Raw genomic sequence first — 20,843 nt, 5'->3', positions numbered from 1 at the left:
CGCGCCCGGTAACCAGAAAGTTAATGTATGCCTACCAGCCAACATCCGGTTTTGCAGTTTGACCCAGAGGTTTTATTACAGGCCCAGGGCCAGAGCGAACAAGGTATTCGTGCGGCATTGCTGGATGTGGATGGCGTTTTTACGGATGGCGGCATCTATTTTTCCGAAACCGGCGAAACGCTCAAGGTTTTTCATACCCTGGATGGGTTCGGATTGAAAATGCTGCAACAAGCAGGAATCGAACCGGTTGTCATTACAGGGAGAGACACCGCGGCATTGCGCCTGCGGCTGGCTAACCTGGGGGTTGTGCATGCGTATTATGGCGTAGAAGATAAGCTGCAAGTGGCGCAACAGGTCATGAAAGAGCTGGACTTGAACTGGGGCCAGATTGCCGCAATTGGCGATGACTGGCCTGATCTGCCCTTGTTAACACGCGCGGCATTTGCGGCGGCGCCACTGAATGCGCATACCGAAGTGAAAGCGCTGGTGCATTATGTGACGCAGGTGGCCGGAGGCCATGGCGCATTGCGTGAGTTTTGCGATGTTTTGTTATTGGCGGGTGGTTGTTACGATCGTTTTTATCGACAATGGGTAAAGCCGGAAGTGTAAGGCGGGATCATGCGTAAGACGGTTTTTTTTGTGCTTGACTGGATGCTGACTTATGTGCCGGTCATTGTGATGGCACTGCTGGCAGCAGCCACTTGGTGGCTGGTGGAGATTACACCGGCTGCGCCAGAAGTGGTTGAAGCGGTTGAGGCCAGGCAGGAGCCGGATTACATTGTGGATGAATTCATGGCGGAACGTTTTGATGCCAGCGGCGCGCTGCGCTCCTGGATGACGGGTGATCAAGTCAGGCGCTATCCGGCAGCCAATCGCATTGCCGTTGATCAAGTCAACATGATGACCACAGAAATCGGCACGGACGAGCAGCAGGCACAGCCGGTGCTGGGCACTCCCGGGCTGGAGTTTTACCGGACGACGGCAATTGCAGACAAGGGGTTTCTTTTAAATAACAATGAAATCATTGAACTGCGCGATAACGCCTATGTGACCCGGCAGCCATTGGACGCCCAGGGGGATGCTGAAAAGGTTGAATTCCGGGGCGATGAGCTGAGAATTCTGGTCAGCGAAGACCGCATGGTTTCTAATAAGCCGGTTGATATTACGCAGGATGGAACACGTTTCATTGCAGACCGAATGATTTATCATAACGCTGCCAATACGCTGGAGATGCTGGGGGATGTGCGTGGTGTGGTGGTGAACCGGCCATGAGTCAAAAAATTGTTTTTATTACCGGTGCATCCAGCGGCATCGGTCAGGCATTGGCACACGGCTATGTGCAAGCAGGCTGGCATGTTGTCATGGTGGCCAGGCGGGTCTCCGAGTTGCAGCAATGGTGTGAAACGCAGCAACTCAACCCGGCGTCTTACACCATTTATGCAGCTGATGTCACAGACATTGGTGCAATCACGCTTGCAGGCCAGCGTTGTATTGAGGAAAAAGGTCTTCCGGACGTTGTAATCGCCGCGGCGGGTATCAGTATCGGTATTGATACGGCAGAGCTGGAGGATATTGAAGTGATGCGCCGCGTGTATGAAACCAATAACATCGGGATGATGGCAACGTTTCAGCCATTTATCCATCCGATGAAGCAACGCGCCAGCGGCAAGCTGGTGGGTATTGCCAGTGTGGCAGGCATTCGGGGGCTGGCCGGCCATGGGGCCTATTGCTCAAGCAAGGCGGCCGTTATCAGTTATTGTGAAAGCTTACGGCTTGAAATGCGCGAAGCCACGGGCAAACATGGTGTGCGTGTGCTGACGGTATTGCCAGGCTATGTGGCAACGCCGCTGACGAAGCATAACCGCTATGCAATGCCCTTTTTGCTTTCTGCACAGGAATTTGCGCGCAGAGCCATGCGTGCAATTGAGCGCAATAAGTCATATGCGGTGATTCCCTGGCAGATGGGCATTGTGGCCAAAGTCATGCGGCTGATGCCAAACTGGCTGTTTGACCGCTTGTTCATTGGGCGCGAGCGCAAGCAGCGCCAGAGTGAACAATAAAAAAAGCCATCAATGCAGATGGCTTTTCTTTTTAAAGCGGTCAGGCTTTCAATGAGGGATTAATAAAAACCACCTTCACGACCACCGCCGTTGCCACGGCCACCAAAGCCGCCGCTACCGCCACGGCCACCGCCGCCGAAACCACCACGGCCACCGCCTGCAGGACGTGGCTCACGCGGACGGGCTTCGTTCACAACCAGGTTGCGACCATTAACTGGACGACCATTCAGACCATTGATGGCGGCCTGTGCTTCGCTGTCATTGCTCATTTCGACAAAGCCGAAACCTTTGGAACGACCGGAATCGCGGTCCATCATGACTTTGGCAGAAGAAACGGTGCCAAATTCAGCAAACGCTTGTTGCAGGTCTTCGTCACGCATAGAGTAGGTCAGATTGCCTACATATAATTTGTTACCCATTTGAGAAACACTCCAGGAACTAAAAAAGAAATAGATAAAGCGATGGTGTTCCTAAAGAAATCAATAACTCACTCAGGCAACAATCCGATCACGCCCTCATTATCAGTCAGAATCTTTTCTTGTGGGGAACTTTTTTTAACACCTATACGCGGTTAAGTGCCAATAATCAAGGGTTTTCCAGTGGAATCACGGGTTTTTTGTGAAATAATGACTGGACGTAAGGGTAAAAAGTGTGTCATAATTACAACTTAAGCGCTGATTTGTTCCGGCTTGCGGGCGCTTTATAAATCCGGCTAAAGTGGGCACCCGTTGATAAAACCGGTTCTTGCTTGGTCAGGCAGAGCCGGTTTTTTTAATGGGATGAGTTTGTCATGCTTGTTCAACCACAGACCATGCATTTTGCGCAACCATTGCAGTTGTCTTCCGGAGCGCAGATTCATGACTACCAATTGGTTTATGAAACCTATGGGCAGCTCAATGCACAGCGCAGCAATGCGGTTTTAATTTGCCATGCGTTGAATGCATCGCACCATGTTGCCGGCAGTTATGCCAATGATCCGGATGACCTTGGCTGGTGGGATAACATGGTTGGCCCAGGCAAACCTGTGGATACCGATCGTTTTTTTGTCATCGGCATCAATAATCTGGGGTCGTGTTTTGGCTCTACAGGGCCCACGCATCCAAATCCGGATTCTGCTGTCAAGGGGCAGCCGTATGGTGCGGATTTTCCGGTGGTCACCGTAGAGGACTGGGTTGCTGCACAGGCTCGGCTGCTCGATGCATTGGGCATTGAACAACTGGCGGCGGTCATGGGTGGCAGCCTTGGCGGCATGCAGGTGCTTTCCTGGGCGCTGCAATACCCTGCCCGCATGCGGCACTGTGTGGCGGTGGCGACAGCGCCGAATCTTTCCACAGAAAACATTGCTTTTAATGAGGTGGCGCGGCGTGCCATTATGAGTGACCCGGATTTCTGTGGCGGCAACTATCTGCAGGAAGGTGTTATTCCCCGCAATGGTTTGCGGGTGGCGCGGATGCTGGGGCATATCACGTATTTGAGTGACGATGTCATGCAGCAGAAGTTTGGCCGTGAACGCCGTCCCGAATACCATGGCGATGCGGCCTACAGTTTTGACGTGGAGTTTCAGATAGAGAGTTATCTGAAACACCAGGCAGATAAATTCAGTGAATATTTTGATGCCAATACCTACCTTCTGATTACACGAGCGCTGGACTATTTTGATCCGGCAAAAGCGTATAACGGCAGCTTGAGCGCTGCGTTGTCCAATGTGCTGGCTCGGTTTCTGGTGATCAGTTTTACGACGGACTGGCGTTTTTCACCGGAGCGCAGCCGGGAGATTGTCAAGGCGTTGCTGGACAATAAACATCCGGTGACCTATGCAGAGATTGACGCCCCGCATGGACATGATGCATTTCTGCTGACAGACCCACGTTACCATGCGGTTGTCAAAGCCTATTTTGATCATATTGCGCAGGAGGTTCAGCCATGACCGGACGCACGACAATGAAGTTACTGGCAGACCTGGTACCTACGGGAAGCCGGGTGCTGGACCTGGGCTGTGGCAATGGCGAAATGCTGGCCTATTTGCGCGACGAACGGGGCTGTACCGGCTATGGCGTGGAAATTGATGATGCCAACGTGCATGAGTGTGTTCAGCGTGGCGTTGATGTCCTGCAACTGAATCTGGAGGATGGGCTGAAGATCTTTGATGATCGTAGCTTTGATGTGGTGTTGCAGATCAATACATTGCAGCATATCCGCAACCTGGAAGCTGTGTTGCGGGAAACAGCCCGTGTCGGGCGTCAGGTGGTGGCGAGCTTCCCCAACTTTGCGCATTGGCCCAACCGGTTTTCGGTGCTAAAAGGCCGCATGCCGGTGACCCGCACCCTGCCCTATGAATGGTATGACACGCCCAACATCCGTGTGGGTACGTTTGTCGACTTTGAGATTCTGGCAGAACGCAATGGACTGCATGTGCAGAAAAGCTTCGGGTTGCAAAACGGCAGAGTTATCCACCGTTTTCCCAACCTGCGGGCCTCTTTGGCGGTCTTTTTGCTGAATCAATAAGCAAGGCGATTGTGACCATGGTGTTGCTGTTGGGATACCGCATCTAGGGTTTGTCCCGATGCCATTTAATTACATTTCTCTTATCATGGGTTTAATGCGATGGCCAACTGACAATAGTTGGTTGATTGCAGGAGGCCCGAGGAGAATTAGACAACGAGAAGTTTAAAAATAAACCCCCGAAAAAATAAAAGTGTGATCATGACATTAAACCAGGACAAAATGTTCTGGTTTTTTTTTGCCGGCTTTTTATCGGAATGAAAGAAGCGGCTGCCGCAGGCTGTTGAAAACCATAATTATTTTTCACATATCCCGGCGATACCATCCATACCATTGGCGTCAGAATTAAAATAGCACTTTTGATGAAGAACTTGGCAATTTGCCAAAAAAGGATTTCATGCTGTATCCGGACAAATTTGATGTCATTGTGGTTGGCGGTGGCCATGCCGGCACTGAGGCTGCGCTGGCAGCCGCCCGCATGGGCTGTAAAACCTTGCTGCTGACGCACAATATTGAGACACTGGGACAAATGAGCTGTAACCCGTCGATCGGCGGAATCGGTAAAGGGCATTTGGTGAAAGAGGTTGATGCGCTGGGCGGTGCCATGGCTGCGGCAACCGACGAGGGCGGCATTCAATTCCGTATCCTGAATGGCTCGAAAGGGCCGGCGGTGCGTGCAACACGTGCCCAGGCGGATCGTATTTTATATAAAGCCGCCATTCGCCAGCGGCTGGAAAACCAGCCGAACCTGTGGCTGTTTCAGCAGCCAGTGGTGGATCTGATGCTGGAGAGTGACGGCCAGAACGAGCGTGTTTGTGGTGCTGTGACACAGGCCGGCATTCAGTTTGCCGGCCGTGCGGTGGTGCTGACGGCTGGTACGTTTCTGGACGGAAAAATTCACATTGGTTTGAATAACTATGCAGGTGGCCGTGCCGGTGATCCACCCGCCTCTACACTGGCTGTCCGGCTGAAAGAGCTGAAGCTGCCGCAAGGCCGCCTGAAAACAGGAACCCCACCCCGCATTGACGGGCGCAGCATTGATTTTTCTAAACTGCAGGAACAGCCAGGCGACCTGGACCCGATCCCAGTTTTCAGTTTTCTGGGTAACGCCAACCAGCATCCCAGGCAAGTGCCCTGCTGGATCACACATACCAATGAGCATACCCACGATATTATCCGCTCCGGGTTTGACCGCAGCCCGATGTTTACCGGTGTGATTGAGGGGGTGGGTCCGCGGTATTGTCCGAGTATCGAAGACAAAATCAACCGGTTTGCGGATAAGTCATCACACCAGATTTTTCTGGAGCCGGAGGGGCTGACAACCCATGAGTATTATCCCAATGGCATATCAACCTCGTTGCCATTTGATATCCAGTATGCATTGGTTCGCAGCATGCCGGGGCTGGAAAACGCATTTATCCTGCGGCCGGGCTATGCGATTGAATATGATTATTATGATCCCAGGTCGCTGAAGCCAAACTTTGAAACGCAGCAGATTTCAGGACTCTTTTTCGCCGGGCAGATTAATGGCACCACAGGCTACGAAGAGGCGGCAGCACAAGGCTTGTTTGCCGGAGCCAATGCAGGCTTATATGTGAAGGGACAGCCTGCCTGGCTGCCCCGCCGTGATGAAGCGTATCTGGGCGTATTGATTGATGACCTTATTACCAAAGGCGTTACAGAACCCTATCGCATGTTTACCAGCCGGGCGGAGTTCCGCTTGCAATTGCGTGAAGACAATGCCGACTTGCGCTTGACCGCTGTGGGCCGGTCTTTGGGCTTGGTGGATGACGTGCGGTGGGATGCTTTTTGCCGCAAACGCGATATGATTGACCGCGAGCTGGCATATTTGCGCAGTACGTGGATTCGCCCGCAGACGGCAGATATGCAACAGGTGGAAAAGGTGCTGGGCAAACCGATTGAGCACGAATATGCACTGGCAGATCTGCTGCGCCGCCCTGGCATATCGCTGGAAAATGTTTTGTCGCTGGCGCCCCAACCAACAGATGAAGCGGGGATGCCTGTAACTGTTTCACGTGAAACATTGCCACCGGAAGTACGGGAACAGGTTGAAATTACGATTAAGTATGCCGGGTATATTGACCGGCAGAAAGATGAAGTGGAGAAAGCCGCTGCTTTTGAAACCCTCCCCTTGCCTGCCGATCTGGACTATATGCAAGTGAGTGCATTGTCGATAGAGGTGCGGCAAAAGCTGAACCAGCATAAACCACAGACTTTGGGACAGGCCTCGCGCATTTCAGGCATAACCCCTGCGGCGATTTCGTTGCTGCTGATCTACCTGAAGAAGCTGCGGCGTGTGCAGGCAGAGCACCAGCGGGAAACGTCTGCGCAAACCGATACAGCTGAAAGTGAAAAGCAGCAATGAAGCAGGATGAATTGACAATGGAACAGCTCCATACTTCCTTGCTGCAAGGGCTGGAGTTGTTGGATCTGCGTGCATCGGAAACACAGATTGTGCAACTGCTTGACTATATCAGGCAACTGCACCAATGGAACCATGTATACAACCTGACCGCAGTTCGTGATGTGCATGAAATGCTGGTGCAGCATATTTTTGATTGCCTGGCAGTTATTCATCCTCTGCAAAAACAGGTGTCATATACTCCCGGAGCCCATATTCTGGACGTTGGCAGCGGTGCAGGATTGCCTGCAGTTGTGCTGGCAATAATGCTGCCGGAATGGTCGGTTACAGCGGTGGATGCGGTAGCAAAAAAAATGGCATTTGCGCAGCAGGCTGCAGGTGTTTTAAAACTGAAAAACCTGCAAGCGAAACATGTGCGTGTTGAACAGTTGCAAAGCACTCAGCAGCGTTTTAGTCTGGTGATCTCGCGGGCATTCTCTTCTCTGGCAGATTTTATCCAACTCACATCCCCGTTGCTAGGCCATCAGGGTGTCTGGTGTGCAATGAAAGGCAAAGAGCCGGTGGATGAAATCAGGCAGATCGAGAATAGTGTCAATGTGTTTCACGTGGAACAATTGCACGTACCCCAGATGGGTGCACAACGCTGTCTGGTGTGGATGCGGCCATTTCCTGCTGAGCAGTGAACCACAGAATAATTGAGAGTCAAGGTGACGAATGCTCTGCTCTGCCAAAGGTCTGTGTCATAATCAAGAGCAGATAAAAATAGAGATGCATCTGAGAGTTGAGGGGTAATCCGTTATGAGGAAGCGCATATCATGGCCTGTCGAATTTTTTGTGTAGCCAATCAAAAGGGTGGTGTCGGCAAGACAACCACAGCCGTCAATCTGGCAGCAGGCCTGGCGCAGGTTGGGCAACGGACTCTGTTGATTGACCTGGACCCACAGGGCAATGCAACCACCAGCTCGGGTATCAATAAGCGCGAACAGACAACCAGCGTTTACGATGTGCTGATTGGTAATGCAAGTATTGTGCAGGCGCGCAGGCGTGCGCCGTTTGACGAACAAAAAGCAGGTTACGATATCGTTGGCGCAAACCGGGAGTTGGCTGGGGCTGAAGTTGAGCTGGTTGAACTGGAGCGGCGCAATCTGCGCCTGAAAGATGCATTGGCAGAAGTAACAGATGCTTATGATTTTGTTATCATTGACTGCCCTCCTTCGTTGTCGTTATTGACGCTTAATGGCTTATGCTGTGCACACGGCGTGGTGGTTCCTATGCTGTGTGAATACTTTGCGCTGGAAGGCCTGACGGACCTGGTCAATACCATTAAACAGATTCATGCCAACCTGAATCCGGGGCTGAAAATCATTGGGTTATTGCGCATCATGTTTGATCCGCGTATGACCTTGCAACAACAGGTCAGCGCGCAGTTGAAAGAGCATTTTGGCGATAAAGTGTTTGATGCGGTGATTCCACGCAATGTGCGGCTGGCGGAAGCCCCCAGCTATGGCATGCCAGGCGTGGTGTATGATGCCTCTTCCAAAGGGGCTCAGGCATTTGTTCAGTTTGCCTCTGAAATGGTTGAACGGGCCAGCCAGTGGAACTGATGAAGCACCTGCACATCATACGAGCTGAGCCGCAACAAAACACGGATAGAAATAGGAAAAGACATGGCAGCTAAAAAACCAAAAGGTCTCGGAATGGGGCTGGAAGCATTGTTAGGCCCCAAAGTGGAAGAACAGCAAACGCATGCTGGTGAAGGGATCCATACCCTGAAAATTGAACAGCTTAAAGTCGGAAAATACCAGCCGCGTACGCAAATGGATGAAGGTGCCCTGTATGAGCTGGCCGAAAGCATCAAGGCGCAAGGCATCATGCAGCCGATTCTGGTGCGTCCGGTAGATGGCAAGGATAAGGCCAATACCGCGTATGAGATCATTGCTGGAGAGCGGCGTACACGTGCGGCTAAGTTGGCCGGGCTAACCGAAGTACCGGTGCTGATTCGCGATGTCAGCAATGAAGCCGCTGCGGCCATGGCACTGATTGAAAACATGCAGCGCGAAGACCTGAATCCGTTGGAAGAGGCGCATGGCCTGCAACGCCTGATCAATGAATTTGGCATGTCACACGAAGCGGCGGCGAAAGCTGTCGGGCGCTCGCGCAGCACGGCATCTAACCTGCTGCGTCTGTTGAATCTGGCCAAACCTGTACAGACCATGTTGATGGCTGGCGATATTGATATGGGGCATGCCCGTGCCCTGCTGGCACTGGAACGTGCTCAGCAAGTGACTGCCGCGAATGAAATCGCCAGTAAAAAACTGTCTGTGCGGCAGGCAGAGCGGCTGGTGAAGCAGCAGGTACAGCAGCACCATACAGGTAAAGAAAAAACCAAAGTGGAAAAAGACGGCGACCTGAGACGGCTGGAAGAGGAGCTTTCCGATAAGCTGGCGGCCCCTGTAGAAATCCGCCTGAAAAAGCGGACCAAACGCGGCGACCAGGGTGAACTGGTCATCGGGTTTGGCTCGTTGGACGAGCTGGACGGATTGCTGGAAAAGTTAAGATAACTATTTGATTTTATTTAAAATTTCTGATTTTGGGCCTGCGTCAGGCGGGCCTGAACAGCATAAAAGTGGCGATGCCTAACAACGTCATTGCAACGGAGCCACCAACATGGGAGGCAATGCCTGCGGCAACCCAACCCCAGCGGGCATGCTGAATCAGTTCAACAATCTCGGCTGAAAATGTTGAAAATGTGGTTAGCCCACCCGTAAAGCCGGTGACGATGAAAAACCGCCATTGTGGGGGCAGCGTAGGGTGGCTGGCAAAAAAGGCAATGGCAACACCGATGATGTAAGCACCAATCAGGTTGGCCAGCAAAGTACCCGGCGGCAGTGTCGGAAATAACATATTCAGTGCGTTACCCAGCCCCCAGCGGCATAACGCGCCGATGGCTGCACCCAGACTGATGACAACAATTGCGATCAGCATGATATCTGTCCCCTTCTCTCCTGAACATTGCAAGTCTGAGAAACAAGTGTTTGAAATAGCACTGCCAGGTGCCATTGTGGGGTATTGTAAGCGTAGGCCGTTTTGTTTTCGCTGAACATCATTATCAGTTACCAAAGTGAAAATTGAACTGACTGATCAGGATACGGCATAGAGAGCAAAGAAAAATGCCTACAGCGTTCCTGAACAGAACCTGTAGGCATCATCAGCCACATGAAAATGCAGCGGTTAAAGGAGGTATGCCATCTCCAGTGCTTCCAGTTTAACGCATACCCGGCAAATTCTCAAGTGGCAAGTTTGCGGGAGCTTAGGCCGCTATCCTCTCCCCAGCGGGAGAGTCCGGGCACGTCCAGATCGAATAGATCCAACGCGCGAGCTACGCTGTATGTCACCATGTCGTCAATGGTCTGGATGTGCTGGTACATGGCCGGGACGGGCGGGTAAATGACGCCCCCCATCTCGGTAACGCATGTCATATTACGCAGGTGCCCTAGGTGCAGCGGGGTTTCACGCACCATCAGCACCAGCCGGCGGCGTTCTTTCAGCACCACATCGGCAGCACGGGTCAGCAGATTGTTGCCTGCGCTGCTGGCAATGCTGGACAGTGTATGCATGGAACACGGCGCAACCAGCATTCCCATGGTTTTAAATGCGCCGCTGGCAATTGCAGCGCCAATATCGTCAATGGGGTACATAACGCTGGCCAGGGCTTCAACCTGGTCTTTTGCCAGCGCCGTTTCATGCGTTCTGGTGATTTGGGCCACCTTGGAAACCACCAGATGTGTTTCGATGCCCATAGGCTTGAGCAGTTCCAGTGCGCGTACACCATATATAAAACCGCTGGCGCCGCTGATTCCGATGATAATACGTCTGGTTTTCATATTTAAAAGGCGCATGGAGCCTTAGGAAATGGGGGTGAGCTACCCCAAAAGCGATGAAACAACAGCTTCATCTGGATTCAATGGAGCGTATTTCTTCTTTGTTTACCCCGGTTTCTTTACCGTCAGGCTGTGTAAAGTAATAAAAGCCGGTTTCGTTATCCAGTTTGGGTGTGTCTACAGACAGGAGCTCTCGCCCGTCTTTCAATGTAATCACCGTTGGTGATGAGCATGCTGCAATGGTTGCTGCGCAGATGAGCACCAGCAGGGAAATGAGTTTTTTGTGTGGTTTCATCATATCGGAGTTTAAATAAAAACTGGCGGTCAGTATACCGCCAGTCATAAGGTTTATTCTCGCGATTCAATTTTAATGACTTCATCTTTGTTAACGGTTGTAACGCCGCCGCCTTCAATGCGTTCGAAGGTGTAAAAACCATCATCTTCATTAAATGCGGGTTTATCAACGGTGTAAATCTGGGTGCCGTCTTTCAGCGTAATGACCGATGGTGTGGATGAACAACCGGCGAGGATTCCCAGACTTGCGGCTAAAAACAATGCGGCAATGGTTTTGAAATTCATACTATTCTCCTTGCGTATATGATAGTAAAGGGTATCGAATTGAGATAGTGCCCTCCTGTAAAAACAATCTCATAGGACCCTTCTTTCTAACATAAACGCCAAACGGCCCGCAACCTTACCAGGTAAACACCTTACCGGGATTCATGATGTTATCCGGATCCAATGCGTGTTTGATGCTGCGCATCATGGCAACAGCGCTTGCTCCCGTTTCTTCAATCAGAAATGCCTGTTTGTGCAAACCCACGCCGTGTTCCCCGCTGCATGTGCCTTCCATGCGAATAGCCCGTTGCACAACATGGTGATTCAACTGCTCGCCAATTTCCAGTTCCTGGGGGTTATTCGGGTCAAGCAGGTAGCACATATGAAAATTGCCGTCTCCCACATGACCCACTACAAAATAGGGAATGCCTGAAGCGTTGGCTTCTGCAATGGTTTCGAGTACACAATCGGCCAGGCGCGAGATCGGCACACAAACATCCGTTGTAATCGCCCGGCAGCCCGGGCGCAGCTTCAGCCCCGACAAATAGGCGCGGTGGCGTGCTTTCCACAGGCGTGAGCGGTCTTCCGGTTGCTCTGCCCAGTTGAAATGTTGTCCTCCATGTTCTTCGGCAATTTCTGCCATGGTTTGGGCCTGTTCACGTACAGCAGAGGGCGAGCCTGCAAATTCCATCAGTAATAAAGGCGAAAGCTGCAAATCCAGATGCTCTGCCCGGTTGACGGCTGTGACGGCATTTACATCCATGAACTCGCAGCGGGAAAGCGGGATGCCCATTTGAATGGCTGCAATGGTGGTTCGCACAGCAGCTTCGATGCTGGGAAACGAGCAAACCGCTGCCGAAATGGCTTCAGGCAGTGGGTACAGCCGCAGGGTGATTTCGGTGATAACGCCCAATGTGCCTTCCGAGCCGACAAACAGGCGGGTCATATCGTAGCCGGCGCTGGATTTTTTGGCCCGGGTTCCTGTATGGATGATGTCGCCGCTGGCCGAGACGACGCTCAGCTTTAATACATTTTCGCGCATGGAGCCATAGCGCACAGCATTGGTGCCGGATGCCCGGGTGGCGGTCATGCCGCCGATAGATGCGTTGGCGCCCGGGTCTATCGGGAAAAACAGGCCGTCGTGCCGCAAAGCCTCGTTGAGTTGCTCGCGGGTGACGCCGGGCTGCACGGTGACTGTGAGGTCTTCTGCATTGATATTTAAAATCTGGTTCATCCGGCTGACATCAAGGCTGACGCCGCCTTCCAGTGCCAGCAGGTGCCCTTCCAGCGATGAGCCGGCACCATATGGTATGACCGGGACTTTATGGCGTGCTGCCAGCGATACCACAAATACAACGTCTTCTGTGCTTTCTGCAAAAACGACGACATCGGGCGGATCGATATCAAACACGGATTCGTCCCGCCCATGCTGTTGCCGCACAGAAAGGGCCAGGCTGCAACGCTCGGCAAAGCGGGATTGCAGCTGATCCATCATTTCTGCGGGAATCATGCGGCGTGAAGTTGTTGAAGCAGAGGAAGCTGACGAGTGCATATAAAAATAGATATCAATGAAAAACAAAGATATCTATTGTAAAACGCACGAAATGAATCTGTTTAACAGTGCGGAAACCGCTTGTAAAGCATGCAATTGCAGGTACTCATCCACAATCGGTCAGCGTCATCCTGGCATGCTTAAACAAAGAGTTACTCTTTCTTCACGACAGATGCATAAAGCGACAGCGGATCGTGCATCTGCCATCCGCACCGATACAGCTCAAAACTGATGCCTTGCATGTCGAGAGCATAGGTATTTTGAGACTGGGGCCATTGCATAAACAGTGCGGTATAAGCATCGGAAAGTTTATCCAGGCCAGGAATCTGGCCCCCGACATATAACCCGGCAGGAATACGCATGGTTTGCATGCCTGCAGGCAGATTATCTGCGGATTGGACTTCAATAGCGGCCCAGTAAATAAAACGTTGTTCGTCTAGCATGCGTGAGACACCGAACGCATCCGGATTTTGCGGCATGGCCGCAGCGGGAATCTTATTGATGACTTGTGCTTCAAATGACTCCCACAATGCCGAACAGGTCTGCGACGCGTTTTGCATATCTGTTTGTACAGTGATGCCTGCAATGAGTGTTTCAGGCAATTCGACAACTGAAAATTTGTAATCCATGGTTTCTCCCGAAATGATCAAGTGCATGCATCATAGCTGTATAAACATACAGTAGTCAAAAATAGAGCAAATGTTGACCAACGATGACAAGTTTTGGGCTTGATGCCGTTTTTATAAACGTTTTGCCGGCACAAAGAAAAAGCCATTCTGTTTCAAACAGAATGGCTTTATGTGTTGTTCCTGAAGAAATGTATCTGTATCAGGCCGCAGCAGCAACGGAACGGGGCTGCTTACCATGCGCAGCACGGCGGGCACGTACGGCTTCTGCCAGCGTTTCTAGTGCCTTGACGGAGTCTTCCCAGCCCAGGCAGGCATCGGTAATGCTTTGTCCATAGACCAGTTGTTTGGGATCATCTTTGCCTGGCGTGAATTTTTGAGCGCCTTCTTTCAGGTGCCCTTCAATCATCACGCCGAAAATATTGTTGGAGCCATTGGTGATTTGCTGCGCAATGTCTTGCGCAACGGTAACCTGTTCAGCGTGCTTCTTGTGGCTGTTGGCATGAGAGCAGTCCACCATGACAGAGGGGAACAGGCTTTCGGCAGCCAGGCTCTCGCAGGCCTGGGCCACGCTGGCCGCATCATAGTTGGTGGCACCGCTGCCGCCGCGCAGGATCAGATGGCAGTCGGGGTTTCCGTCGGTATCAACGATGGCAACCTGCCCGCTTTTGTGTACCGAAAGGAAGTGGTGCGGGTGGTTGGCGGCCTGAATGGCATCTGTTGCAATGCGCACATTGCCGTCGGTGCCGTTTTTGAAGCCCACCGGGGCCGAAAGGCCGGAGGCCAGCTCGCGGTGAATCTGGCTTTCTGTGGTACGGGCGCCAATGGCACCCCAGGAAATCAGGTCGCCAATGTATTGCGGGGAAATCACATCCAGCATTTCGCTGCCAGCCGGAATATTCATGCGATTGATGTCAATAAGGAGCTGGCGTGCAATACGCAGGCCCTCGTCAATGCGGTAGCTGCGATCCAGGTAGGGGTCGTTGATCAGCCCTTTCCAGCCGACCGTTGTACGCGGTTTTTCAAAGTAAACACGCATCACAATTTCCAGATCTTCGGAAAGATGGCGGCGCTGCTGTGCCAGCCGTTCTGCGTATTCCAGAGCTGCTTCGGGGTCGTGGATTGAGCAGGGGCCAATGATCACCAGCAGGCGATCATCCTGGCCGCGCATGACCTGGCGGATGCGCTCACGCGAAGTGGCTACGAGTTGTTCAACAGGGGTGTTGCGGATAGGAAAGAAACGAATCAGATGTTCTGGTGGCGGTAACACGGTAATCTCCCGAATGCGAGCATTGTCAGTCTGGCTGGTACGGTCTGTCGGTGCTCGCCAATAACTTTCTGCAAATTGTTGTTCGTTCTGACTCATTTTTTCCATTCCTCGTAGTAGGGTTTCGCTCAAAATATTTCAGGCCATAAAAAAACCGCCGGGCTTACAGTCCACCGGCGGTTTTGGGAGAGCTTTCTTGCGACTACACGCTTGCCTCTCGTCCACCGGGGACTGAGAACCAAAAGTAACCGTAAAAGAAAACTGCTGAATTCTTGTGCATAGGTTGCAAATATATCATAACTTTTGGAAGTATGCGGCCCTGATTGCAAAAGTGTCGCATAAATGTATAAGGTTAAGGGAATGCGATTCATTTCAGACACCTCTGAGAGTGGGCTGTCGCAGCGTTGGATCCGTGACGTATTTCATACCGCGAAGGATAAAAATCAGGCGCTGCGGCTGCCCAGTTCTTCCCAGCGGTTCAGGGCGGCCTCCAGCTCGGTTTCTATTTCGCTGTAGCGGGCCTGCAGCACAGCAACGCGCTGAGGCTCTTTCTGGTAGATGTCTGTGCCGGCCAATACCGAGCCAATTTCTGTCTGTTCTTTTTCCAGCGTGTCAATAAGGTCTGGCAGTGCATCAAGCTCCCGTTGCTCTTTGTTGCTGAGTTTGCGGCGTGCTGCGGTACTGCTGGCTGGCGTCGTGGCCGGTATCCCGGCAGCAGGCAGTTGAGATTGAGGCTTTTGCGGCGACATTTTTGCCTCGTTGGCGACGGCAATGGCGGCAGCACGTTCAGACTGGGTTTTCCAGTCTTCATAACCGCCCTCATATTCACGCCACCTGGCGTTGCCTTCGTAGGCAATGGTGCTGGTCACCACATTGTCCAGGAACTGGCGGTCGTGGCTGACCAGAAAGACGGTGCCCGGATAGTTTTGCAGCAACTCTTCCAGCAGTTCAATGGTGTCGATATCCAGATCATTGGTCGGTTCGTCCAGCACCAGCACATTGGCAGGACGCGCCAACAGGCGTGCCAGCAGCAAGCGGTTGCGTTCACCGCCAGAAAGAGAGCTGACTGGCGAGTTGGCGCGTTGCGGTGAAAACAGGAAGTCCGACAGATAACTCATCACGTGTTTACGCTCGGTGCCGATTTCCACCCACTCGCTGCCCGGGCTGATAAAGTCTGCCAGCGTCGCGTTCAGGTCAAGTTGTTCGCGCAACTGGTCAAAATAGGCGACCGCTATCTGCGTGCCCTGGCGAACCTGGCCGCTATCCGGCGGCAATTCGCCCAGAATGATTTTCAGCAGCGTGGTCTTTCCGGCGCCATTCGGGCCGATCAGTCCGACTTTATCGCCCCGCAGGATGGTGATGCTGAAGTCATCAATGATCTGGCGGCTGCCGAATGCTTTGCTGACGTTTTGCAACTCGGCAACGATTTTGCCGCTGGTGGCCCCTGTGTCCACGCCCAGCCGGACCTGCCCGAGCATTTCACGGCGCTGCTGGCGTTTTTCGCGTAGTTGCTCCAGCCGTGTAATGCGGCTGACGCTGCGGGTACGGCGGGCTTCCACACCCTTGCGTACCCAGACCTCTTCCTGCGCCAGCAGCTTATCCGCTTTGGCATTGATCACGGCTTCATAAGCCAGTTGTTCGGCTTTGGTGCGCTGGTAAGCGGCAAAGTTGCCCGGGTAGCTGGTGAGTTTGCCTCGATCCAGCTCAATGATCCGCGTTGCCACATTGTCCAGAAACACGCGGTCATGGGTAATGAGCACAATGGCCCCGGCAAATGTTTTCAGCAGTTCTTCCAGCCAGGTGATCGAGTCCATATCCAGATGGTTGGTCGGCTCGTCCAGCAACAGGACTTCTGGCCTGGAAACCAGCGCACGAGCCAGTGCCACGCGTTTTTTCATGCCGCCCGATAGGCTGTCGACCATGGTTTGTGCAGGCAAGTGCAGGCGCTGCAGTGTTTCATCCACACGTTGTTCCCAGGTCCAGCCGTCAAGCGCTTCAATCTGTGTTTGCAGCACATCAAGCCGGTGCGGGTCTGTTTGCGAATTGGTGGCAAGGGTTTCGTAATCTGCGCGCAGTTGCTTGGCTTCGGCAACTCCTTCGCTGACGGCGTCGAAAACACAGATGCCTGACGCAAATACCGGCTCCTGGGGCACATAAATCATCCTGAGCGTGCGTTCATTGCCACTGCCGCCCAGCCACTGGATGGTGCCGTCATCTGGTTTTTCCAGCCCGGCCAGGATTTTCAGCAAAGACGACTTCCCTGCCCCGTTGCGCCCGATCAACCCGACGCGCTCACCTGTTTCCAGTGAAAAGTCAGCATGGTCCAATAAAGCGACATGACCGTAAGCCAGTTGCGCATTTTGCAGTGTGATGAGTGCCATAGGATGTGGTTAATGTGAAAGCTAAAAATAGGAATGGGGCATGGCAGACCACTTTCATTGCGATGATGGCCATTGAAAATTTTTCTGCCGTAGCATACAACAGCCATACGGTACTGTCATGTATGGCGGGAAAACGGTATGGATAAACTTATCCCAGCTTCTGTTTCAGCAACGCATTGACCTGTGCAGGGTTGGCCCGGCCTTTAGAGGCTTTCATGATCTGCCCCACAAGGGCATTAAACGCTTTGTCCTTACCGGCGCGGTATTCCTCAACCGATTTGGTATTGTTGGCAAGCACTTCATCAATCATCTGTTCCAGTGCGCCGCTGTCGTTCATTTGTTTCAGGCCTTTGGCTTCAATGATCTGATCAACATTGTCGCCCTCATTCGTCCACAATGCTTCAAATACCTGTTTGGCGGCATTGTTAGAGATGGTGCCATCAGCAATGCGGGCAATCAGCGCGGCCAGAGTTGCCGCGTTGACGGGTGCTTCATCGATGGTTTTTTCTTCCGAGTTCAGCCGGCGCGAAACCTCGCCCATCAGCCAGTTGGCGACGAGTTTTGGCTGTTTGCAGGCGTTGGCGGCGCTTTCAAAGTAATCGGCAAACGCCTTGCTTTGGGTGATGATGGCGGCATCGTATTTGGGCAGGCTATAGTCTGCGATGAAGCGCTCCGCCATGGCGCCGGGAAGCTCTGGCATGCTCTGGCGCACCCGTTCAACCCATTCCGGCGCAATGACCAGCGGAGGCAGGTCGGGGTCCGGAAAATAGCGGTAGTCCGCAGAGTCTTCCTTGGAGCGCATGGCACGCGTTTCACCTGTGCCCGGATCAAACAACACGGTGCTTTGTTTGATTGCGCCGCCCTCTTCTAAAATATCAATTTGCGCATGGATTTCGTATTCGATGGCCTGTTGCAGGTAGCGAAAGCTGTTGAGATTTTTGATCTCGCGCCGGGTTCCCAGCGGCTCACCTGGACGGCGCACTGAGACATTGGCATCACAGCGGAATGAGCCTTCCTGCATATTGCCATCGCATACACCCAGCCAGGTGACCAGGCCATGAAGTGTGCGGGCATACTCGACGGCTTCAACCACACAGCGCATGTCAGGCTCGGTCACGATTTCCAGCAAAGGTGTTCCGGCCCGGTTCAGGTCGATGGCGGTCATGCCGGGAATGGCATCGTGAACGGATTTGCCTGCATCTTCTTCCAGATGGGCGCGTACCAGGCGTACGGTTTTTTCCTGTCCATCCACCATGAAATGGACTTCTCCGCCCTGCACGACCGGGATTTCAAACTGGCTGATCTGATAGCCTTTGGGCAGATCGGGGTAAAAATAGTTTTTGCGCGCAAAAATGGATAATGGCGCAACCGTGGCATTGACCGCCAAGCCGAAAATGATGGCATATTCAACAGCCTGCCGGTTGGCAACCGGCAGTACGCCGGGCAGTGCCATATCGACCACACAGGCATGGGTGTTCGGTTCTGCGCCGAAAGCAGTGGAGGCGCCGGAAAACATTTTGGAGTTTGTCGCCAGTTGTGCATGGGTTTCCAGGCCGATGACGACTTCCCAACCGCGGACCAGTAAATTCTGCTGTGTCATGGATCACATATCCTTATTCGTATCGTTCGGTTTTCTTTGTGTCGGATGGATTAAAAACCTTCCGGGTGGCGGGAGTGCCAGTCGGTTGTCTGTTGAAATGCATGTGCGGCATGCAGCAACTGCCCTTCCTGCCAGTAGTTTCCGATCAGTTGCAGGCCCACCGGCATGTTGTTTTCGCCAAAGCCGGCAGGCACGCTCATGCCCGGTAACCCGGCCAGGCTGGCAGGCAGTGTGAAAATATCGGTCAGGTAATTGGCGACCGGATCGTCGATGATTTCCCCGCGTTTCCAGGCAATGGTTGGGGCGATGGGGCCGGCGATGATGTCGCACTGAGTAAATGCATTCTGAAAATCCTGCGCAATCAGGCGACGCAGTTTCTGTGCCTTCAGATAGTAAGCATCATAGTAGCCGTGGGAAAGCACATACGTGCCGATCATGATGCGGCGTTTGACTTCCGGGCCGAAACCTTCGCTGCGGCTGCGCTCATACATTTGTTCCAGATTCAAGTTACCCGGTGCCCGGTGCCCATAACGCACACCGTCAAAGCGGCTCAGGTTTGAGCTGGCTTCTGCCGGGGCAATGATGTAATACACAGGGATGGTCAGCTTGGTCAGTGGTAGCGAAATGTCAACGAGCTGGGCCCCCAGCTTTTCATATTCGGCCAAGGCAGCGCGAATGGTTTGTACAACACCCGGAGCAACCCCTTCGCCAAAAAACTCTTTGGGCAGACCGATGCGCAAGCCTTTGAGTGGTTGTGCTGCCGTGGCGCCTTCGCGTTGCGAATGGATGGCTTTGCTGTAGTCGTCCACAGGGCGGTTGATCGAGGTGGCGTCGTGTTCGTCAAATCCGGCCATGGCCTGCAGCAGCATGGCACAGTCTTCGGCGGAATGTGCCATGGGGCCTGCCTGGTCCAAACTGGAGGCAAATGCGATCATGCCATAACGTGAACAGCGGCCATAAGTGGGTTTGATACCGGTAATGCCGGTGAATGCAGAGGGCTGGCGGATAGAGCCGCCGGTATCGGTGCCTGTGGCTACCGGGGTAAGCCCGGCGGCAACGGCTGCCGCAGAACCGCCGGAAGAGCCTCCGGGGATACGGGCGGTATCCCATGGGTTGGCCACGGGCATATAGGCCGAGTTTTCATTGCTGCCGCCCATGGCAAACTCGTCACAGTTGACTTTGCCTAAGGTGACCATACCGGCCTGGGCGATTTTGGCAACCACGGTGGAATCAAAAGGACTCATATAGCCTTGCAGCATTTTGGAGCCGGCCGTGCTGGGAAAGTCGCGTGTGACAAAAATATCCTTATGCGCAATCGGGATGCCGGTCAGCGGCGTGAAATGCCCCTGGGCACGTTGCGCGTCAGCGTGCTTGGCCTGCTGCATGGAAACCTCTTCATTAACGCAGAGAAATGCACCCAGACTCTCATACGCCTTGATACGCCCAAGCAGTGTTTGAACCAGTTCAACGCTGGAAATCTCGTTTTGGGCCAGCATCTGGCTTAAACGGGATACGCTTTGAAAATGCAATGGAGCAGATGAGCTCATGCGGTCTTCCTTCAATCGGTCTGTATATTCTTTAAAAAGGGAAAAGTCTGGCAGGCGGCCTATTCGATGACTTTGGGCACCAGAAAGAAGCCGTTTTCAGCCGCCGGGGCGTTGCGTTGGGCCAGGTCACGTGTGGCCTCATTGGTGGTTTCGGTGACTTTATCTTCCCGCAGGCGCAGATGGACATCTTGAGCAATGGACAAGGGCGTGTACAATGGCTCAATATCGTTGGTATGCACGGTCTGCATTTGTTCTACCAACTCAAAAAAACCGTTGAGCTGGGCTAAAAGTTGTTCCTGATTTGCCTGGTCCGGTTCGAGCCGAGCCAGGTGGGCGATCCGCTGGAGATCTTCAATAGTTAAAGCAGCCATGGTTATCAGTAGATTTTTTCTCTAAATAAGACACAATCTATGCAGATTGTGGAAAAATCGGGGAACTTGCCTTAAAAAGCAAGATCACGAATTTGCTACAGCCGTATTATCCCGT

The 20,843-nt window shown here is 52.8% G+C and carries 20 protein-coding genes, 1 pseudogene and 2 riboswitches; of the genes and pseudogenes, 9 read left to right on the top strand and 12 right to left on the bottom strand.

Features of this window, described 5'->3' with window-relative positions:
- Window positions 1–27: 27 nt before the first annotated feature.
- The 3 genes from AACY98_RS04320 to AACY98_RS04310 are packed head-to-tail and all read left to right on the top strand — an operon-like array spanning window position 28 to window position 2,060.
- Window positions 28–609, top strand: a complete 582-nt coding sequence (locus tag AACY98_RS04320; protein ID WP_339802027.1) for a KdsC family phosphatase — start codon at window positions 28–30, stop codon at window positions 607–609.
- Between the two features lie 9 nt (window positions 610–618).
- Window positions 619–1,272, top strand: a complete 654-nt coding sequence (gene lptC, locus AACY98_RS04315; RefSeq protein WP_126981013.1) for an LPS export ABC transporter periplasmic protein LptC — start codon at window positions 619–621, stop codon at window positions 1,270–1,272.
- A complete protein-coding gene (locus AACY98_RS04310; protein ID WP_339802023.1) occupies window positions 1,269–2,060 on the top strand; it encodes an SDR family oxidoreductase in 792 nt (263 codons plus the stop codon). The genes lptC and AACY98_RS04310 overlap by 4 nt, the downstream gene beginning before the upstream one ends.
- Window positions 2,061–2,128: 68 nt before the next feature.
- Here AACY98_RS04310 and AACY98_RS04305 read toward each other — a convergent pair.
- A pseudogene (locus tag AACY98_RS04305) lies at window positions 2,129–2,479 on the bottom strand (RNA recognition motif domain-containing protein); the annotation flags it as partial.
- Between the two features lie 242 nt (window positions 2,480–2,721).
- Window positions 2,722–2,797, top strand: a riboswitch (SAM riboswitch).
- Window positions 2,798–2,850: 53 nt separating this feature from the next.
- Between AACY98_RS04305 and metX the strand changes: the two are divergent.
- From metX to AACY98_RS04275, 6 genes are all read left to right on the top strand, one after another.
- Complete coding sequence (metX, locus tag AACY98_RS04300) at window positions 2,851–3,987, top strand: homoserine O-succinyltransferase MetX (RefSeq protein WP_339802018.1); 1,137 nt, start codon at window positions 2,851–2,853, stop codon at window positions 3,985–3,987.
- Window positions 3,984–4,565, top strand: coding sequence for a methionine biosynthesis protein MetW (gene metW / locus AACY98_RS04295; protein ID WP_339802016.1), 582 nt, complete (start codon window positions 3,984–3,986; stop codon window positions 4,563–4,565). Before metX ends, metW begins: the two co-directional genes overlap by 4 nt.
- Window positions 4,566–4,959: 394 nt before the next feature.
- Complete coding sequence (gene mnmG / locus AACY98_RS04290; RefSeq protein WP_339802013.1) at window positions 4,960–6,948, top strand: tRNA uridine-5-carboxymethylaminomethyl(34) synthesis enzyme MnmG; 1,989 nt, start codon at window positions 4,960–4,962, stop codon at window positions 6,946–6,948.
- A 17-nt stretch (window positions 6,949–6,965) separates the two neighbouring features.
- A complete protein-coding gene (rsmG, locus tag AACY98_RS04285; protein WP_339802010.1) occupies window positions 6,966–7,628 on the top strand; it encodes a 16S rRNA (guanine(527)-N(7))-methyltransferase RsmG in 663 nt (220 codons plus the stop codon).
- Between the two features lie 132 nt (window positions 7,629–7,760).
- Window positions 7,761–8,549 (top strand): ParA family protein, encoded by a 789-nt coding sequence (locus AACY98_RS04280; RefSeq protein ID WP_126981006.1) that lies wholly within the window; start codon window positions 7,761–7,763, stop codon window positions 8,547–8,549.
- A gap of 63 nt (window positions 8,550–8,612) precedes the next feature.
- Window positions 8,613–9,506, top strand: a complete 894-nt coding sequence (locus tag AACY98_RS04275; RefSeq protein WP_339802006.1) for a ParB/RepB/Spo0J family partition protein — start codon at window positions 8,613–8,615, stop codon at window positions 9,504–9,506.
- 40 nt (window positions 9,507–9,546) lie between these two features.
- Here AACY98_RS04275 and crcB read toward each other — a convergent pair whose 3' ends face one another.
- From crcB to gatC, 11 genes are all read right to left on the bottom strand, one after another.
- Window positions 9,547–9,930, bottom strand: a complete 384-nt coding sequence (gene crcB, locus AACY98_RS04270) for a fluoride efflux transporter CrcB (RefSeq protein ID WP_339802003.1) — start codon at window positions 9,928–9,930, stop codon at window positions 9,547–9,549.
- Window positions 9,931–10,137: 207 nt separating this feature from the next.
- Window positions 10,138–10,207, bottom strand: a riboswitch (Fluoride riboswitch).
- 25 nt (window positions 10,208–10,232) lie between these two features.
- A complete protein-coding gene (locus tag AACY98_RS04265) occupies window positions 10,233–10,829 on the bottom strand; it encodes a UbiX family flavin prenyltransferase (protein WP_339802000.1) in 597 nt (198 codons plus the stop codon).
- A gap of 67 nt (window positions 10,830–10,896) precedes the next feature.
- Window positions 10,897–11,124, bottom strand: coding sequence for a YgdI/YgdR family lipoprotein (locus tag AACY98_RS04260; protein ID WP_339801997.1), 228 nt, complete (start codon window positions 11,122–11,124; stop codon window positions 10,897–10,899).
- A gap of 50 nt (window positions 11,125–11,174) precedes the next feature.
- On the bottom strand, window positions 11,175–11,405 hold the full coding sequence (locus AACY98_RS04255; RefSeq protein WP_339801994.1) for a YgdI/YgdR family lipoprotein: 231 nt from the start codon (window positions 11,403–11,405) through the stop codon (window positions 11,175–11,177).
- 115 nt (window positions 11,406–11,520) lie between these two features.
- Window positions 11,521–12,879 (bottom strand): FAD-binding oxidoreductase, encoded by a 1,359-nt coding sequence (locus AACY98_RS04250; protein ID WP_404948045.1) that lies wholly within the window; start codon window positions 12,877–12,879, stop codon window positions 11,521–11,523.
- 209 nt (window positions 12,880–13,088) lie between these two features.
- Window positions 13,089–13,565, bottom strand: coding sequence for a GyrI-like domain-containing protein (locus AACY98_RS04245; protein ID WP_339801990.1), 477 nt, complete (start codon window positions 13,563–13,565; stop codon window positions 13,089–13,091).
- 199 nt (window positions 13,566–13,764) lie between these two features.
- Window positions 13,765–14,928, bottom strand: coding sequence for a 3-deoxy-7-phosphoheptulonate synthase (locus AACY98_RS04240; protein ID WP_126980999.1), 1,164 nt, complete (start codon window positions 14,926–14,928; stop codon window positions 13,765–13,767).
- Between the two features lie 344 nt (window positions 14,929–15,272).
- Window positions 15,273–17,210 (bottom strand): ATP-binding cassette domain-containing protein, encoded by a 1,938-nt coding sequence (locus AACY98_RS04235; protein ID WP_339801986.1) that lies wholly within the window; start codon window positions 17,208–17,210, stop codon window positions 15,273–15,275.
- A gap of 148 nt (window positions 17,211–17,358) precedes the next feature.
- Window positions 17,359–18,810 (bottom strand): Asp-tRNA(Asn)/Glu-tRNA(Gln) amidotransferase subunit GatB, encoded by a 1,452-nt coding sequence (gene gatB, locus AACY98_RS04230; RefSeq protein ID WP_339801983.1) that lies wholly within the window; start codon window positions 18,808–18,810, stop codon window positions 17,359–17,361.
- Window positions 18,811–18,860: 50 nt separating this feature from the next.
- On the bottom strand, window positions 18,861–20,357 hold the full coding sequence (gatA, locus tag AACY98_RS04225) for an Asp-tRNA(Asn)/Glu-tRNA(Gln) amidotransferase subunit GatA (RefSeq protein WP_339801981.1): 1,497 nt from the start codon (window positions 20,355–20,357) through the stop codon (window positions 18,861–18,863).
- A gap of 59 nt (window positions 20,358–20,416) precedes the next feature.
- Window positions 20,417–20,728, bottom strand: coding sequence for an Asp-tRNA(Asn)/Glu-tRNA(Gln) amidotransferase subunit GatC (gene gatC / locus AACY98_RS04220; RefSeq protein WP_126980995.1), 312 nt, complete (start codon window positions 20,726–20,728; stop codon window positions 20,417–20,419).
- Window positions 20,729–20,843 lie beyond the last annotated feature (115 nt).

This window comes from Saezia sanguinis, assembly GCF_963921665.1.
GTDB lineage: Bacteria > Pseudomonadota > Gammaproteobacteria > Burkholderiales > Burkholderiaceae_C > Saezia > Saezia sanguinis.
Note: the sequence above shows the minus strand (reverse complement) of the source record. Positions and strands in the feature narration are given on the sequence as shown.

What these genes read in the sequence shown, in the direction of transcription:
- AACY98_RS04320 (WP_339802027.1), top strand. Translation starts at nt 28, where the DNA reads ATGCCTACCAGCCAACATCCGGTTTTGCAGTTTGACCCAGAGGTTTTA.
- lptC (WP_126981013.1), top strand. Translation starts at nt 619, where the DNA reads ATGCGTAAGACGGTTTTTTTTGTGCTTGACTGGATGCTGACTTATGTG.
- AACY98_RS04310 (WP_339802023.1), top strand. Translation starts at nt 1,269, where the DNA reads ATGAGTCAAAAAATTGTTTTTATTACCGGTGCATCCAGCGGCATCGGT.
- metX (WP_339802018.1), top strand. Translation starts at nt 2,851, where the DNA reads ATGCTTGTTCAACCACAGACCATGCATTTTGCGCAACCATTGCAGTTG.
- metW (WP_339802016.1), top strand. Translation starts at nt 3,984, where the DNA reads ATGACCGGACGCACGACAATGAAGTTACTGGCAGACCTGGTACCTACG.
- mnmG (WP_339802013.1), top strand. Translation starts at nt 4,960, where the DNA reads ATGCTGTATCCGGACAAATTTGATGTCATTGTGGTTGGCGGTGGCCAT.
- rsmG (WP_339802010.1), top strand. Translation starts at nt 6,966, where the DNA reads ATGGAACAGCTCCATACTTCCTTGCTGCAAGGGCTGGAGTTGTTGGAT.
- AACY98_RS04280 (WP_126981006.1), top strand. Translation starts at nt 7,761, where the DNA reads ATGGCCTGTCGAATTTTTTGTGTAGCCAATCAAAAGGGTGGTGTCGGC.
- AACY98_RS04275 (WP_339802006.1), top strand. Translation starts at nt 8,613, where the DNA reads ATGGCAGCTAAAAAACCAAAAGGTCTCGGAATGGGGCTGGAAGCATTG.
- crcB (WP_339802003.1), bottom strand. Translation starts at nt 9,930, where the DNA reads ATGCTGATCGCAATTGTTGTCATCAGTCTGGGTGCAGCCATCGGCGCG.
- AACY98_RS04265 (WP_339802000.1), bottom strand. Translation starts at nt 10,829, where the DNA reads ATGAAAACCAGACGTATTATCATCGGAATCAGCGGCGCCAGCGGTTTT.
- AACY98_RS04260 (WP_339801997.1), bottom strand. Translation starts at nt 11,124, where the DNA reads ATGATGAAACCACACAAAAAACTCATTTCCCTGCTGGTGCTCATCTGC.
- AACY98_RS04255 (WP_339801994.1), bottom strand. Translation starts at nt 11,405, where the DNA reads ATGAATTTCAAAACCATTGCCGCATTGTTTTTAGCCGCAAGTCTGGGA.
- AACY98_RS04250 (WP_404948045.1), bottom strand. Translation starts at nt 12,879, where the DNA reads ATGATGGATCAGCTGCAATCCCGCTTTGCCGAGCGTTGCAGCCTGGCC.
- AACY98_RS04245 (WP_339801990.1), bottom strand. Translation starts at nt 13,565, where the DNA reads ATGGATTACAAATTTTCAGTTGTCGAATTGCCTGAAACACTCATTGCA.
- AACY98_RS04240 (WP_126980999.1), bottom strand. Translation starts at nt 14,928, where the DNA reads ATGAGTCAGAACGAACAACAATTTGCAGAAAGTTATTGGCGAGCACCG.
- AACY98_RS04235 (WP_339801986.1), bottom strand. Translation starts at nt 17,210, where the DNA reads ATGGCACTCATCACACTGCAAAATGCGCAACTGGCTTACGGTCATGTC.
- gatB (WP_339801983.1), bottom strand. Translation starts at nt 18,810, where the DNA reads ATGACACAGCAGAATTTACTGGTCCGCGGTTGGGAAGTCGTCATCGGC.
- gatA (WP_339801981.1), bottom strand. Translation starts at nt 20,357, where the DNA reads ATGAGCTCATCTGCTCCATTGCATTTTCAAAGCGTATCCCGTTTAAGC.
- gatC (WP_126980995.1), bottom strand. Translation starts at nt 20,728, where the DNA reads ATGGCTGCTTTAACTATTGAAGATCTCCAGCGGATCGCCCACCTGGCT.